This window comes from Holzapfeliella saturejae (genome assembly GCF_037546065.1).
In the GTDB taxonomy this organism is placed as follows: Bacteria; Bacillota; Bacilli; order Lactobacillales; family Lactobacillaceae; genus Holzapfeliella; species Holzapfeliella saturejae.
Genome location: NZ_JAWMWG010000004.1, coordinates 1 through 14,590 on the forward strand (window position 1 = coordinate 1; position 14,590 = coordinate 14,590).

Genomic DNA, 14,590 nt, shown 5'->3' on the forward strand with positions numbered 1-14,590 from the left:
TGCCTTTATCTTCGTTGCTGCTTTAATTCAAAATATTCCATTATTCACAATTATTGGCTTAATTGGTGCTATCGCTTGTTTAGCTAGTGGTTGGGTTATGTATCGCAAACTCAAACATCTCTAGAGTGTTTTAATCATCCAGATATGTTCGATTGGAGCGTTATCTAATAAATAAACGTCACCAAAAGGCTTGTAGCCTTTTTTTTCGTAGAATTTTTGAGCTGAAACACGTGCTTCAAGTACGACTTCAGCTCTTTTTTGATACTTGGCTTCGGTTTCCATTGCCATCAGTAAATTACTGCCGACACCTGAAGCTTGAATCTCAGTATCAACACACAAGTAATCCACTTTAGCACAAGTATCGTTCACATAAGACAAACTCCCCATACCAAGTAATTGTTCCCCATCAAACGCTCCAACAACATAACCACTTTCTTCACCAGATAAATCTTCATCACGAATATCTAAGTTCAATGGTTGCTTCATCACCCGATTGCGTAAATCAAGCGTTTCTTGGTAGCGGTCTGACCCATAATCAATTGTTTTTAATTGCATTTCTTTAAAAAAACTCCTTAAACTAATAAAAATGTAATCGTTTGATCACTATATGACGTCACGATTTTATCACGAGTTGGGTTTTGGTTAAACCGCTCTAATGCTTCTTCAAAAGTCATTGAAGCTTGGCTTTGGTTTGAAAACGCAATCTCACGATGTTCTTTAACTGAAGAAATCCCCTGAATATAGCCTGATGCGATAAATTCATGGTTAAAGTTAAAAATCACGCCATAAATCTCAGGTTCGTGTTCAGGATTTTCATCCAAACAATCTCGATAAGCTCTAACTAAAACATCTTTAGTCGTAAAAGTTGGGTTTTCACTACCCTTGTCTAGCAAAATCGCTTTACGTGATAATTTGCGTAAGAGATAAGCTAGCGGTTTGTATAACAAAGCTGAAGCCAGTGTTGAAATCACAAAAGTTAGTAGTAAAGTGACGGGATTGTTAAAGTCTGCCAGTTGCGGTTCATTGAACCAATGAGCAAAGCCAAAAGAAAGGGATAACCCTATTAAACTGGGAAATAGTGAAAATCCTAAAACAAAAATTCGCTTGTCCCCTTCACTCCCATCAAGTGATAAATAACCTCTTTGACTGAGAAAGCGGTAGAGTAAGTATCCTGGAAATCCACCTGTAATTAGTGGAATTGATAAGTTTGTAAACATCATTCTCCTCCTTTATTTTTAATATACACTTGATTAACTTTCTTGAAAATCCCCAACCTTTTTTAATCCACATTTTTTAAAATTTAGCGTATACTAAACTTAATACATAGAATTGGAGGAATTAAAATGGATTTTGTTAAATCAGAAAAAGTGAAGTATTTTTGCCTGGGTATTTTAACGGTGGCTATTTTGGTTGGAATTGTCTTTATCATTCCTTGGGCTAAGGTTTGGGACACTTTGACAACTTCATTAGTCATTGCCTTTGTGGCTGTTGTAGCTTTAATTGTGATTTTATTGGTTTACCACTACCTAAGTAAAGACCAATTCAGCAATAAAGAAGGTCAAAATCAACTTTCTATGACACTTGCAGCGGTTCAAACTCCTACTCAAGAAGATTTGCTAAAATTACAATCTTTAATCAATCCACTCCCTTTTAAACAAGAACATTATGCTAACCATAACAAGTTAGAAGCTTTAATTACCTTGTTCTGTCAAAAACATAAAGAAGATGCCAAGTTGAACAAAAAAGAAGACCAAGAAATCTTCCGCCTACTTGCTCACTTAGTCCTTGTTTATAACAATGAATTGAAATACAAGTCAATTATCAAAAGTAATGCCAGTGTTGAAGCTCAACTTGTACAAAACTACAAGCTAGATGACTTACTACACGAATTACAAAAATAAATCAAAAAAGACCCGACTAATTAGTCAGGTCTTTTTTATTGTTCATAATCATTAAATCTTTCAGGATTTAACACGACTTGTTTAATAATAGTTCCACATTTGGCACAGAAGTAATACTCAATATCTGAATCACGATTAAACAGTTTAACGGGATAATTACTTAATCGTGCATAATAGGTTTGACGACCAACTTTAACTTCCATACTCCCACAATCAGGACAACTTAACTTCTTATTCATTAGACTTTCCTCCGTTTTTTGATAACTTGGTTATAGTCTAACATTGAATAGTTAAATTGTGATAGTAAAGGTTCTATGAAGTAAAAAAGCTCTGCTGTCTTAGCAGAACATTTTTTGTAGGTAAGCTTTTTTGAGTTGTTTTAGTTGAGCGATTTTTTGTTCGTATAGATTGATTTTTTGTTCTATTATTCTAAATAGACATCCTATTTTTTTTTGCTTATATAGGGGAGGAAGAGATACAGTCAGATTTTGTACAGCACTATAATTTACATATATCTGCGTAGCTCCTTGCGCAATTGCTATCACTTTTTTTCTAAAGGGATTATTTAAATAAAAATAAAAATAATTTATATCTATATCAACATTATCTTTCAATGAAATTCCTTGTGTTCTTTGGTTCATAACAAACAGATTATCTTGATTAATTAATAATGACCTACCTAAAATATTTGCTTCAGATGTCTTATCATTTAAGATCATAGCAAAATCATTTTTATTAAGAAGTTTGGAACGTGTTACATCGGTGTCTAATGCCCGAATTCCTTGGTCAATATATTTATTATCTACCCCATAACTTCCAATGGATATCACTTTGTAACGCCCATTATCTGAAAAATATTTTTCTATTGATGTTCCGCCACGTGAATCGGTAACTTGCCCCAACCGATAATCTTTGTTGTCTTTTAAATTACTATTAAAAACCTTATTTATATAGTAATTTTTATACACGTTCTCTAGTTTTAATTTTCTATTATATAATTCAATTAGTTTGTCTAATGTAGCAAAAAACTTCCCTATTTTTTCTTGTTCTTTTACACTAGAAGGAAGTACTAATGACAGCACTTTTAAGTCTTTAGAGTTGACTGCTTGAAATGTTGAGCCTGAACTAATCTTTGACCAATACTCTTCGATAAATAATTTTTGAAGATAGGTGTATATATAACTATTCCCTTTTATTCCAGCTACACCTCGTCCTAAAACAACACTATCAAAATTATTCATAGCAACCTCACCAACAGGGGCTCTTACCGTCAAAATAATGTCCCCTTTTTGAGATTCTTTAGTTACCTGTGTTGTATAGATTCTAGGTTTAACTACACCATTATCTAAATCAGCGTTTCCTTGAACAAGTATTTCGTCCTCAGGATTATCTGTATAATTTATAGAGTGTGGAGATTGTCCCATAGTTATGTTAGCTATGTTTTCTAATTTGTTCTCTTCCCACTCATCTTGAAATCCTTTAAATCTTAACTTCGGTACTCGAGTTTTATTACTCATGCCATCAACTCTCCATAACTGTCTTTGATAAGTTTATTATATCGTTTAACACCATCTTAACCAAGTTATGACAGAATTATTTTAATCTCCTAGCCTTTTAACTCTTTTATAAGATGCCTTATAAATTGTGATTTTAACCCTTATTCTTGTTATAGTAAGCTTAGTTTTTGAACGGAGGATAAAATTAATGAAGAAAAGTTTAGCCGGATTAACATTGAGTGGTGCTTTATTGCTAGCGGGGTGTTCTGCTAATAACAATTCACCCCACACCACTTCTCAATCAGCTGTTTCAAAAAATGATGAGGCAACTTATCAAGATAACGTTGCCAACACTAAGCGAATGCGAGTAGAAATCACGGATCATAAAGTCATTAATCCCGGGGAAAAAGGTAATGAAGAAGGTGTTACCCCAATCATGGTGTTTTGGTACACAGCAACGAACAAGACAGACCAAGGACTAACTCCTATCGATATTTGGGGTCTACTTTTTACTGCCTATCAAGGTAATGCAACGCCACTTAAGGGACAAGATGTTGAAGAATCTATTAGAATTGGTCACCCTTTGGCTCCCATTGAACAAAATCACAGTGCACAAAACATGACTGCCTTCAAATTATATGATAAAACTGCACCATTAAAACTAGTGATTGAAGATAAACTTACTAATCAAAAACTCGGCGAACAAGAATTCCCGATTAAATAACACAAAAAAGACAGCTCTTATAGCTGTCTTTTTTGTTTACTTATGATAAATGTTTGACTTTAGTTTTTAATTAATGTTTAATTAAATTATGAATAAAAAAACGACCGTTCTTGCAGGAACGGTCGACGATATTAGATTTTTAAAAATGAAGATTATAATTACGATAATGAGGATCATAATTACAAATAATGAACATCAATCAAAATTAAAAACCCAAAAGAAAAGTTTGACACACATTTCTTTGATTTATACGTTAATTATACCATCTTCATTTTAAAAATCAAAAAAAATTAAGGAGATTTTTAAAATGAATCAATTTTTTATGTTTGATAAACAACTACTCGAGGACAAAAGACTAACCAATGATGAAAGAGTTTGCTACATGCTACTAGCTGATCGAATGAAATCATCAGTTAAGAGAAGTGACTTTTTTGACGCCAAAGCCAAAGCTCACTATGTCATCTACACCATTGTTGAACTCATCGAAACATTGGGAACTAAACGTAACAAGACAATCAAGATTCTAAAGAACTTGGAAAAATACGGCTACATCATCAAAAAAAGAACTTACAGCAAAGCAACCAAATTATTCTTGCCTAACTTTGAAACCGTGACCACTCAAGAAGCTGTAAGTTTAGATGACAAACCTACAGAAGTTTACCAAACAAACTCTAATCAAACTAACCTTAACCAGACTCATACAAATGATACAACTGACACCTGGGAAATTTTAGAAGAAATTATTGAACACAAAGTTAAGCCAAAAGAACAAGCTAGTGAACAATCCGAATCTATAACAGAAACCCCACAACCTCAAGTTACTCAGGCTTTTGAAGAAGAAGCTTTAGAGGTTTTAGAACAATCTTTAGTTGAAACTGGACTACCAAAATCACTTGTTAATACCTTGAAAGCTTACTCATTTAATAATTCCGACAAGTTATATCAGTATGCGGGGTTGATTTTTAAAGCCAAAAGTGTGGCAAAGAAAAATGCTGAACGAGCAATTGGGCAAACAACAACTGCCTTTCAATTTGAATCTAATTCTTTAATGACAACCAAACTCGCAACCGATATCAAAAAAATCATTATCACCTCACACCGTGTCGCCAAAAACAAAGCTGCTTATATGATGCGTTCGCTAATCAATCTATTTGAAGAGCAAGCCAACGCTTATTTGATGGCGTAATTAAACAAGGATGGTAAAACAACCAGATGAATTCAGAATACAAAAAACTACTCGAGAAATGTCAGATTGCGAATACTTTAATTCAGGAAAATGAGCTAAATTATGCTTTTTTTGGCAAGTCAACCGATGAACAAGACAATATAACAGTTGATGATTTTACTTTTTATGGGATTAAATATGCCGATAGTTCAACGTATGAACCATACCTCACTCGAATTGATTTACATGCCATTAATCTTGATAATTTTGACAGTCGACGCATTACTATTTTGGCCAAGTATGATGCCCACCATGCCACACTTCTTCTAAAAGATTATGAGACTGACATTGAACATCATCACTTGATTGATAATAGCTTAGTCAGCGAGTATAACGGGGAATTGTACTTTGCTGATGAGGAACTAATTAGTGGTGATCATCAGGGTATTTTTTCTAAATTCATGAAAGAAACCACAGGGCTATCCACTTGGATTAGTCATCAAGAAAATAATCAGATTTTAGATTAGGTTATTTTCCCAAAAATGTTAGGATGAAGTCTGTTAATTCATCACAACTATGATATACTCACAACACTAAGATAGTTGGAGGATTATTGGATGAAAAAAATACACTGGATTTTAATCGCAGCAGTTGGTTTAGTGTTGCTCAGACTTGGGGTAAATAGTTATGCACACCATACACAACGAAAAGAGGTTCTAGCCACAGAACTTAGCAAAAACACATCATTTGCTAATGGGATTGCCCAAACAAATTATGCAACAGTTGAAATTACGGGACATCAGATAATTAAACCTGACAAAAACCGAGAATTGTACAAAGATGCTACATTAATGTTGATTAACTTTAAAGCAACGAACAAAGCTTTTGAAGAAGGTCCAATGACACCTGAGTTCTTATTCTCAACCGCTTTTGCTGGTACACAAGAAGACAAAGCCAACAAGTCCGAACAAGGACTTGATACCCTTTCAGTAGAATATTTAGGTATTCATAATTCTGAAGATCGAGTTGAAATTGGCCAAACAGCCGAAGGTAGTGTGGCTTTTGTCATTCGAGATAACTCAAAACCCTTGAAGTTAGTCGCTCATAACTTTGCTATCAAAGACATTGGTTCCCAATATTTACCACTTCAATAATCAAACCCACTATATTAGTGGGTTTTTTCTTTTCCCAAAAATGTAAGGATGAAGATTAGGATAAATAAAAAGATTCCTTCAGCTCATAAGCAAAGCTGAGGGAATCTTTTTTTAATATTCCTCAATATGTTCTGATAAGATTTTTTCAAGTAAACGTGAACTTGAACCAAATCCTGTTTCTTCTGATTTTTCATCTAAACGAGCCTTTAATGAGGGTGTTAGTGTAAATGAAAATGATTGTTTACGTTCTTTTTTAGGTTTTAAGTGACGGTTATTAATTTTTTGTCTTAATGAATCTTGTTCTAATTTGTTAATTTCAAATGCCATTATTGCGAGATCCTTTCTGTTAAATGACTGAAGATATCATCTAATTGTTTGTGTAATGTGTGAGCTGATTGATTATTTTGTTCTTCAAGCAAAGTAAACACTGATTTATTTTCAAGCGTTGATTTATTAAAGACTTCACGATAAGGAACAGATAAATCAGTAGCCACATTATCAAATTGTGACACGCTATCTAAGAACTCACGAGAAGATTTAGTATTATGTTTAATCATGTTCGGCACATAAAGTGTTTTAGCATCAATGTAGCTTTCACGTGTACGAATATCGATTGTTTCTTGCTTCAATTCTTCCATACGTGCATTAAAAATCCCCAAGTTCATAAAACCAAATTCACTTGGTTCTAGCGGACTAATCACATAGTGACTCACTGCAATCATATTCTTAGTGATGGTCATAAAGTCAGGGTGACAATCAATCAAAATATAATCAAAGTCTTGAATCTGCTCAACATTATCTTGTAGCCACATCATAAATAACAAGTTTTGATTATTGCGAGTAGCTAGAGTTGCTTCAAGTCGATCGAGTTCAGGTGAACTAGGTAAAATACTCAATTGCTCATTAACTTGATGAAGGGCAATATTTTGACCTGTGAACACATCATATAAAGTATCTTTTTCAGTCAGTGCATCATAAATATGACTCAAACTTCCTTGGTGGTCACTATCGACCAACAATACTTTTTTACCTTGTCCAATTAAATATTCTGCAAAGTTGAAAGTCAATGTGGTCTTGCCAACACCGCCTTTAACCGCAGCAAAGCTGATAATTTTCATAATAACCTCCTATAACATAATATAGCATATCATAGCTTTTTAGATTATAAAATATTATATTGTAATATATTATAGTTCAAAAAAAGAGGCTGATACAACTGTACCAACCTCTTTGAAGTTTTATAGAGTTTCCACTATAAATCCCCGGAAATAATATCTCGATTATATCAGGAATTAGGGTGTGAAACTAGCGATAATCGATAAGAATCTACCCTCAAATTATTTTTATTTCAGATGAACTAAAGCATAATTAATTTCATCTGCTGTGAAATCTCTAGCTTGTAATTGTGTGCGATAGAAATTGTCATCTTTTGGTCCTGTGTAGGCACCATTTTCTTTAAGATATTGTGCATATCTTAGTGCTTGTTTGTTGAAATCCCAATCTATATTGTTACCGATAAAACCAGCAGATTCAGCCCCATATTCTTGCTTAATAGTGTTGAGCATACCCAATTTTGAGTAGCCTAATGCAGTTAATTGTTGCCCTCTTTTGACGGCTTGCTGATACTGATTAGGAATACTATCCGTGGATAAAATACTAAAATCAAACTCGTTAAAGGTCTTATCATCACGTGCATCTTCAGATTTAATCTGAGCATGGGTGCCTTCTAACCATTGATTTTGACCGACTTGATACCACGTTTTCCCTGAAACAACTTGTCGTTCAAAAGTTCGCCACTGACTACCACTAGCAACCGTTCCTGTTTGTGTAATTGGTGTCCCAATTTGATTGAACTTGCTATCTTTTGGAGCTGACCATAATGGGCTTGTTTGTGTAGCCACAACAACGGCATTCAGCGCTTGCGCTGAATTTTCGCCACCAACGTCATAATACTTACTACTTGCATACTCATTATTCCCAACTAAATACCAAAAAGGCTTGCCCGGTTGATTTAAACCGCCATAAACAATTGAAGGCGGTAAAATGACGGTCATCGCTCTGGTATTCCCCATAGGAAAAATGTCTGAGTTAATATCGTTAGTTAACCACTGTGAACCTGTTGCCAGATAATGGCCCACGGGTTCGGGTGTGGTTCCAACATTCTTCCAAGTTGTAATACCATAACCTGTGACATAGTTAACTGTTGCTGTGTGATCAGGTGCAGTTGCTGCTTGAACTGGGCTGTGAGTTTGTGTCATTAAACTAACAGCCACTGCACAGACCAACCCTAATCCAATTTGTTTTTTATTCATTTGAATGCCCCCTAATTACCGTCATCTTAGCACAAGTCAATCAATAGCCGAAGTCAAAACCCCTAAAAAAAAGCAACCACTAATCGTGGTTACTTTTGATAGTACTTAGCTTGTTCTGAGAACAGGTTACAATAAATACCTTGTTCAGCCATTAATGTTTTGTGGGTGCCATCTTCAACTAATCGTCCTTGGTCAAAAACCACAATACGTGAGCTGAATTGAGTTGAACTCATTCGATGTGACACATACAGAGCCGTTTTGGCTTGAATTAAATTATCAAACTGCTCATACATTTCGGCTTCTGATAACGGATCTAATGCACTAGTTGGTTCATCTAAAATAACCACTGGGGCATTTTTATACCAAGCTCGAGCAATCGCTAATTTCTGTAATTCACCACCTGAAAAATTCACACCTGAACTTGATAGTTCTTGCGTAATCGGGGTTTGAATACCATCAGGCAGTTGAGCTACTTTTTCATCAATCCCTGCAAGCTCTAAAGCGGTTTTGATTCGGTCTTTATCATAAGGACTGTTAGCTGTAATATTTTCTACAATTGAGAACGCCGACAGCTTAAAGTCTTGAAAAACAACTGAGAAGAGATTTTGATAATCATCAACGTTAAAATCTGTAATATCTTTGCCATTGACTAAAATTCGACCAGTTGTGGGACTTGCTAACCCAATCAAAAGTTTAATCAACGTTGTTTTTCCACTACCATTTCTTCCAACAACAGCGACTCTTTCGCCAGCTTTAATCGTTAAATTCAAGTCTCTGATAGCGTAAGTTTCACTACCTGGATATTGATAAGTAACATTTTCAAATTCAATCGTTTGAATCTCTTGTGGGATTGTTAGGTCACGACCTGAAGTTTTTTCATTATCAAAATTCATAAAAGCAATATATTGGTCAATCGTCTTAAATGCTGCACGACGATTATTCCACTGCAAGAACAAATTAGAAAGTGAAGAAATAATCTGTTGGAAATAGCCAACGTAAATAATAACGCTCCCAATTGCAATGGCACCAGTTAGCCCTTTAATTGCGATTAACAGATAAAACCCAGCAACAACTAAGAAAGTTAACACGGTATCTAAGTTTCCAATAGCTACTGATTGCGTTTGAATCTTTGAGTTCTCCGTAAATTGGTCATCAACTTCTTTAATCACACCCTGCACCATTTTATCTTTTGGATCATATAGTCGCAGCGTTTTGCCATAAACTGGGTCTCGAAAAACAATACTCATGTAATATTCAAGTGTTCGATTAAATGAGACGTTAATTTGATAGAACTTCTCAAATAGTCGACTTTGAATTTTACCCAAAGGAAATGAAGCAATAATCGGTATAATAATTAAAATAACTGCGACAACAACAAACCAAATTGAATTGGCAAATTGACTAAATCCGCTAGTATCTTGACTCTTAGTTGAGAAAAGAAAAATCAAAGAACCACCGGCTAAAACTAAAGTGGTCGCAAATGAGACCAGTCCATCTAAGATACCTGAAACAAAGGTCATAAATGAGCCGGTATAAGTAAATCCTGCTTTGACTGAACTATAAATATCTCGGAATTTTGAATCGGTAAAAGTTAAATAATCAACATCAAGCATTTTATTAGCCAAATTTGTATTCGCATTTTTGTTCAAGTAATGCATACCTGTAAAAGACTTCGCTTGCAAATAATCAGCCGTGATATTCACTGCAAGCAAGGCAACTAAAAACAATCCGGTGAATAATACAGGTGGCATAAATGCTTGACTTGGGTTAATCAATAAATTAATCAATTGCCCAATAAATAAAATATTCAAAAAGATACGCACGGTATTGATAATTGATAAGCTAAACTGAATCAAAATGACATGCGGGTAAAGTTGGTTAGCGTAGGTGAAGTAGGACCTCATTTTTTTAAATTCATTAACAGTTTTAGATTGAGCCATGGTTACCCTCCTCTTCTTGATAATACTGACTTTGGACATTATACAAGTGACGGTAATCAGCGTTTGTCTGCATTAATTTCTCGTGTGTGCCTTCGTCAACAAGCCGGCCCTGTTTGACGAACATAATGCGGTCTGTGAACTTCGTTGAAGCCAGACGGTGTGAAATAAAGAAGCTAATTTTGTGCTGAACCAGTTGATGATAGCTTTGATACAAATGACTTTCAGCAATCGCATCAAGAGCAGCTGTGGGTTCATCCAAAATCAAAACATCTCCGTTTTTATACAGGGCTCGAGCTAGCATTACTTTTTGAGCTTGTCCCCCTGATAAGTTAATCCCATCATCCTCTAAGTACTGGGTTAAATGAGTCTGCAAATGCTTTGGCAAACGTTCAACGTCAGATTTTAGCTCAGATTGCTCACAAACGTCATCAATCGTCAAGTCAGACGTATTATTTAATGTAATATTTGTCTGTATGGTGGCAGCCATTACGGCATTTTCTTGAAAAACGGGTGAGAAAAAGGATTGATATTGCTTCATGGATAACTGATTTTGTGCAATGTCATTGACTAAAATCCTACCCGAAGTTGGCTTAAGTAATCCCATTAGCAATGAAACTAGGGTCGTCTTACCTGCACCGTTCATCCCAACCAAAGCGATGGCTTCACCTTTTTTGACAGTAAAACTAACGTCTTTAATTGTCTCTTGTTCACTATTAGGATAGTGATAGCTGACCTGTTCAAACGTAATGGTTTGAACCTCTTCAATCACTTCGTCTGAGTCAACTTGGTCATCTTGATCCAAAACATCATCGACATAATCTAAATACTTACGAGCTTCGACAATATCAGCACTGGCGTCAATTAATAGTGAAAAATTACGTGAACTATCTTTTGTCAAGGTATTCAAATTACCTAATAACGTGAATAATAACGTAAAGACTGTCAGTGTCAGTTGTCCTTGTGTTACTAGAAAAACTAGCGGCAAATACACGATAGCTAGCTGTAAGATATTCAAAAAACTTACCCAAGCCATCGACTTGAAAAACAAGCGTCTCATTTTTTCGGTTAAAATTGCCCAACGACGATGGTTTTCATCAATTTTTTGGTGATAACTTCCTCGCAAATGGTACAATCTAATATCTTTACCCGCTTCCAAATCAAACGCTTGTTTGGAGTAGTAATTACGTTCGTGCATTAGTGCTGATCGTTGTTCTTTTAATTTTTTTTGGTAGCGATACAAGTACATCAAAATCACAAGTGAAATAGTGGTGACCACAACTACTGTTAAAGGTACCCACCACGAAATCAAAAAAGTTGTAATGGCAATGGCAATAATTGAAACCAAGCCTGACATCATTTTGACTGTTACGGGCCATAGTGAGTCAATCCCTGTATTGTCACTCATATAGCCACGTTCCCCACTCGCTGCACGTTGAGATTGAATAGTTGGATTAATTGAATCTTCATAGTTTGACTTCAAAAATCCTAATCCATCTCGCACCAAAATTTGTACACGAAATGATCGGTTTTGCCATTCTAAAAAGGTTTGATAAATCCCTTTGAACCAAGATAATAACCCCAGTCCTAAACAAATACCAAACATGGCACTAGCATACCCATTAAAATTAAATTGACTCTGCAAAGCCCAAACGACAAATACGGGAATAGCACTATTAACACCTAGTAAGATTAAACTCACAAGAATATCTAAAGGTATCCAATACTTAATCGTTGGGTAGTCTTTGTTAGTTTTTTTCAGATACCAACCTAGGCTCTGAAATAACTCATTTTTAAACATCATAATCCCCCCTCTAAATTGCTGATTCAGCTGATTAATGTTTGACTAACTTCACTTCTATTTTCATTTCAAACACCCTCTTTTTAATTTTTTGTTAATTTTCGTTTAATGTTATCGATTAAACTTATTGCTGTCAATATTATTTCGATTATTCGTCTAATATCGACTGATTCTCTACTAAAACATGATAAAATAAAACAAAAAACGAACTTTATTAAACAAAAAAATAATAAGGTTCGTTTTGTTGGAGGTTTTTATGTCTGCGTTACTATTGTGTTTGATGGCTTTAGCATCATCTGTCAGTCGAGGGTTAATCAGTGTGATTGATCGGTTTCAAATGGGGGTTAAAAAACAAGATATCACCATCGTTAATTTCAAAAATAATTTTTATACATTTGGTTTAGCCACTCTTTTGGCGATTATTTTTTTAAAACAAGATGTTTGGTCGATGCTATTAGACTATAAAATTATGCTATATGCGTTGTTAGTACAAGCTGTTGCGATTGGCTATAGTTATTTATTTAAATCACTAACTGTAGCCGAATCGGTGGTGGCTAGTAAGTTTTCTGATTTACTGATTCCCATTGCGTTATTTGCTAGTTCGGGAAGTTTTAGTGCGTCAAGTTATGTCATTTCAATTTTGACGACAGTTATTGTCTTTACTTTGATGATAACTAAATATGATCGCAATATTTGGTCAGGTATTGCAATTATTACGCCACTTTTAGTGAGTCAATCTGTTTTATCTCCTATTTTGACAAGTGGGTATTCAGTTACGACTGATCGTTTATTAGCTTTTACATACTGTACAATCGTTTTTAGACTACTAATCGTCTTATTGATGCTCTTGACTAAGAAAACGTCTCTCAGGGGCCTAAAATCGCAAAATACGGAATCTAGCCTCAAAGAAGGCCTAATTTACCTTACACGTACCATTTTGACACTTGTTGCTCAAATTGGCTTCACCTTTGCTACATCAGGCCATTCTAGCTTAGCTTGGATTTTACTGAATATCACTTCACTTTATGGCGTCGTCTTTTCTAGTTTTATTCTCAAAGAAAAACTTAATACCAAAGCAATCGTTGCTTTAGTGCTAGTTTCTGGGTTAACGGTAATTAAAGCTTACTTTGGTTAAACGCAAAAAAACATCACGATAAAACGTGATGTTTTTTTAATGTAAGTTTTGTCTGTTTTCTTAAGCGTGAACTTCGTCAATCTGAGTTAAAATGTTATTTAAATCAGGATTATCACTATCTAGTTGACTAGCTTCTTTTTTAGACCAATCAGTTGCAACTTCTTGATGAGTAGTCTTAGCTGATGGCTTAGCAGCAGATTCAACAAATTTGAAATCATCTTGCTTACGTTCTTCAGGCTTGAATGTAAATTGATATGCAGCAATTGGATTGCCACGCCCTTTTTTGTGAATTGGCGTAATTGTTAAATCATCAAAAAATTCGTCTAAGTTTTTTTGAATGGTTTTTAAAACAGTACGTGTTACTTCAGCGTTGCTGTATGATTTTGGAATATCGAGTAACTCTCTAAATTCATCTTTTTTGAAATAAGCAAACCCTGTTGTTCGATACTGCTTGAGTAGTCGAAATGCTGTTTTGGCATAAGTGCTGTTGATGTTATTAAACTCGTGTAAGGAGTACCTAACCCACTCCTCTAAATTGTTCAGTAGGGGTAGGGCCTCTTCGTAAATTTTGATATCCACATACGGCTCGTCTGCCGTTCCCCGAATCGTGAATTTTGAAAATAAGACGAACACGGTTTCATCCAAGCCATTAGCATTTTGATCAATAAATTTTAAATCTAAGATTTTTTTGTAAGTTTTGCGTAAGTCATTTACAAAACGTTTATTGGCTGTAGGTTTATATTCACTTAAATCTTTTAACTTGCTAAACGTAAACCTAACGGTTTCGTCTTTTCGATCTCGCATTTTTGAGATAATCGAAAAAAACAAATTCATTTCAGTTGCGGTGAACTTTTTAAGGGGTATTGTATTTAACTTGGGACTATACTTCGTTATCTCGTTATTTGCCATCTCGTTCTCCTCCAAACTGCTTATAGCCATACTATAAATCTTTTAATGGGATTAGT

General features: G+C 34.8%; 16 protein-coding genes. 6 read left to right on the forward strand and 10 right to left on the reverse strand.

Annotated features, from left to right (window positions below):
- Positions 1–120 precede the first annotated feature (120 nt).
- Positions 121–555, reverse strand: coding sequence for a GNAT family N-acetyltransferase (locus tag R4Y45_RS06280; protein WP_339970326.1), 435 nt, complete (start codon positions 553–555; stop codon positions 121–123).
- 17 nt (positions 556–572) lie between these two features.
- Positions 573–1,217 carry a hypothetical protein gene (locus R4Y45_RS06285; protein WP_339970327.1) on the reverse strand — a complete coding sequence of 215 codons (645 nt, stop codon included), beginning with the start codon at positions 1,215–1,217 and terminating at the stop codon, positions 573–575.
- A gap of 126 nt (positions 1,218–1,343) precedes the next feature.
- On the opposite strand from R4Y45_RS06285, the gene R4Y45_RS06290 reads away from it, so the two are divergent.
- The gene (locus R4Y45_RS06290) at positions 1,344–1,901 is read left to right on the forward strand and encodes a hypothetical protein (RefSeq protein WP_339970328.1); all 558 of its coding nucleotides are present in this window, start codon (positions 1,344–1,346) and stop codon (positions 1,899–1,901) included.
- 35 nt (positions 1,902–1,936) lie between these two features.
- Here R4Y45_RS06290 and R4Y45_RS06295 read toward each other — a convergent pair whose 3' ends face one another.
- Positions 1,937–2,140 (reverse strand): hypothetical protein, encoded by a 204-nt coding sequence (locus tag R4Y45_RS06295; RefSeq protein WP_339970329.1) that lies wholly within the window; start codon positions 2,138–2,140, stop codon positions 1,937–1,939.
- A 99-nt stretch (positions 2,141–2,239) separates the two neighbouring features.
- Positions 2,240–3,418, reverse strand: coding sequence for a restriction endonuclease subunit S (locus tag R4Y45_RS06300; RefSeq protein WP_339970330.1), 1,179 nt, complete (start codon positions 3,416–3,418; stop codon positions 2,240–2,242).
- A 187-nt stretch (positions 3,419–3,605) separates the two neighbouring features.
- Between R4Y45_RS06300 and R4Y45_RS06305 the strand changes: the two genes are divergently transcribed.
- The 4 genes from R4Y45_RS06305 (at position 3,606) to R4Y45_RS06320 (ending at position 6,440) form a co-directional block, all read left to right on the forward strand.
- Positions 3,606–4,121, forward strand: coding sequence for a DUF5067 domain-containing protein (locus R4Y45_RS06305; protein WP_339970331.1), 516 nt, complete (start codon positions 3,606–3,608; stop codon positions 4,119–4,121).
- Positions 4,122–4,428: 307 nt separating this feature from the next.
- Positions 4,429–5,307 (forward strand): replication initiator protein A, encoded by an 879-nt coding sequence (locus tag R4Y45_RS06310; protein WP_339970332.1) that lies wholly within the window; start codon positions 4,429–4,431, stop codon positions 5,305–5,307.
- A gap of 26 nt (positions 5,308–5,333) precedes the next feature.
- On the forward strand, positions 5,334–5,813 hold the full coding sequence (locus tag R4Y45_RS06315) for a hypothetical protein (RefSeq protein WP_339970333.1): 480 nt from the start codon (positions 5,334–5,336) through the stop codon (positions 5,811–5,813).
- Between the two features lie 90 nt (positions 5,814–5,903).
- Positions 5,904–6,440 carry a DUF5067 domain-containing protein gene (locus R4Y45_RS06320; protein ID WP_339970334.1) on the forward strand — a complete coding sequence of 179 codons (537 nt, stop codon included), beginning with the start codon at positions 5,904–5,906 and terminating at the stop codon, positions 6,438–6,440.
- A gap of 111 nt (positions 6,441–6,551) precedes the next feature.
- Here R4Y45_RS06320 and R4Y45_RS06325 read toward each other — a convergent pair whose 3' ends face one another.
- From R4Y45_RS06325 to R4Y45_RS06345, 5 genes are all read right to left on the reverse strand, one after another.
- On the reverse strand, positions 6,552–6,767 hold the full coding sequence (locus R4Y45_RS06325) for a ribbon-helix-helix domain-containing protein (protein ID WP_339970335.1): 216 nt from the start codon (positions 6,765–6,767) through the stop codon (positions 6,552–6,554).
- Positions 6,767–7,558, reverse strand: coding sequence for a ParA family protein (locus R4Y45_RS06330; RefSeq protein ID WP_339970336.1), 792 nt, complete (start codon positions 7,556–7,558; stop codon positions 6,767–6,769). Before R4Y45_RS06330 ends, R4Y45_RS06325 begins: the two co-directional genes overlap by 1 nt.
- A 225-nt stretch (positions 7,559–7,783) precedes the next feature.
- Positions 7,784–8,752, reverse strand: a complete 969-nt coding sequence (locus R4Y45_RS06335; protein ID WP_339970337.1) for a hypothetical protein — start codon at positions 8,750–8,752, stop codon at positions 7,784–7,786.
- 89 nt (positions 8,753–8,841) lie between these two features.
- A complete protein-coding gene (locus tag R4Y45_RS06340) occupies positions 8,842–10,692 on the reverse strand; it encodes an ABC transporter ATP-binding protein (protein WP_339970338.1) in 1,851 nt (616 codons plus the stop codon).
- The gene (locus R4Y45_RS06345) at positions 10,679–12,493 is read right to left on the reverse strand and encodes an ABC transporter ATP-binding protein (protein ID WP_339970339.1); all 1,815 of its coding nucleotides are present in this window, start codon (positions 12,491–12,493) and stop codon (positions 10,679–10,681) included. The genes R4Y45_RS06340 and R4Y45_RS06345 overlap by 14 nt, the downstream gene beginning before the upstream one ends.
- 253 nt (positions 12,494–12,746) lie before the next feature.
- Between R4Y45_RS06345 and R4Y45_RS06350 the strand changes: the two genes are divergently transcribed.
- Positions 12,747–13,625: a hypothetical protein gene (locus R4Y45_RS06350; protein WP_339970340.1), complete on the forward strand. Its 879-nt coding sequence runs from the start codon at positions 12,747–12,749 to the stop codon at positions 13,623–13,625.
- 60 nt (positions 13,626–13,685) lie between these two features.
- Here R4Y45_RS06350 and R4Y45_RS06355 read toward each other — a convergent pair whose 3' ends face one another.
- Positions 13,686–14,534, reverse strand: coding sequence for a replication initiation protein (locus tag R4Y45_RS06355; protein WP_339970341.1), 849 nt, complete (start codon positions 14,532–14,534; stop codon positions 13,686–13,688).
- Positions 14,535–14,590 lie beyond the last annotated feature (56 nt).

Bases quoted from the DNA above. Each gene is read 5' to 3' on its own strand.
- R4Y45_RS06335 (WP_339970337.1), bottom strand. From the start codon at position 8,752: ATGAATAAAAAACAAATTGGATTAGGGTTGGTCTGTGCAGTGGCTGTT.
- R4Y45_RS06340 (WP_339970338.1), bottom strand. From the start codon at position 10,692: ATGGCTCAATCTAAAACTGTTAATGAATTTAAAAAAATGAGGTCCTAC.
- R4Y45_RS06290 (WP_339970328.1), top strand. From the start codon at position 1,344: ATGGATTTTGTTAAATCAGAAAAAGTGAAGTATTTTTGCCTGGGTATT.
- R4Y45_RS06325 (WP_339970335.1), bottom strand. From the start codon at position 6,767: ATGGCATTTGAAATTAACAAATTAGAACAAGATTCATTAAGACAAAAA.
- R4Y45_RS06320 (WP_339970334.1), top strand. From the start codon at position 5,904: ATGAAAAAAATACACTGGATTTTAATCGCAGCAGTTGGTTTAGTGTTG.
- R4Y45_RS06355 (WP_339970341.1), bottom strand. From the start codon at position 14,534: ATGGCAAATAACGAGATAACGAAGTATAGTCCCAAGTTAAATACAATA.
- R4Y45_RS06285 (WP_339970327.1), bottom strand. From the start codon at position 1,217: ATGTTTACAAACTTATCAATTCCACTAATTACAGGTGGATTTCCAGGA.
- R4Y45_RS06280 (WP_339970326.1), bottom strand. From the start codon at position 555: ATGCAATTAAAAACAATTGATTATGGGTCAGACCGCTACCAAGAAACG.
- R4Y45_RS06350 (WP_339970340.1), top strand. From the start codon at position 12,747: ATGTCTGCGTTACTATTGTGTTTGATGGCTTTAGCATCATCTGTCAGT.
- R4Y45_RS06310 (WP_339970332.1), top strand. From the start codon at position 4,429: ATGAATCAATTTTTTATGTTTGATAAACAACTACTCGAGGACAAAAGA.
- R4Y45_RS06330 (WP_339970336.1), bottom strand. From the start codon at position 7,558: ATGAAAATTATCAGCTTTGCTGCGGTTAAAGGCGGTGTTGGCAAGACC.
- R4Y45_RS06300 (WP_339970330.1), bottom strand. From the start codon at position 3,418: ATGAGTAATAAAACTCGAGTACCGAAGTTAAGATTTAAAGGATTTCAA.
- R4Y45_RS06345 (WP_339970339.1), bottom strand. From the start codon at position 12,493: ATGATGTTTAAAAATGAGTTATTTCAGAGCCTAGGTTGGTATCTGAAA.
- R4Y45_RS06315 (WP_339970333.1), top strand. From the start codon at position 5,334: ATGAATTCAGAATACAAAAAACTACTCGAGAAATGTCAGATTGCGAAT.
- R4Y45_RS06295 (WP_339970329.1), bottom strand. From the start codon at position 2,140: ATGAATAAGAAGTTAAGTTGTCCTGATTGTGGGAGTATGGAAGTTAAA.
- R4Y45_RS06305 (WP_339970331.1), top strand. From the start codon at position 3,606: ATGAAGAAAAGTTTAGCCGGATTAACATTGAGTGGTGCTTTATTGCTA.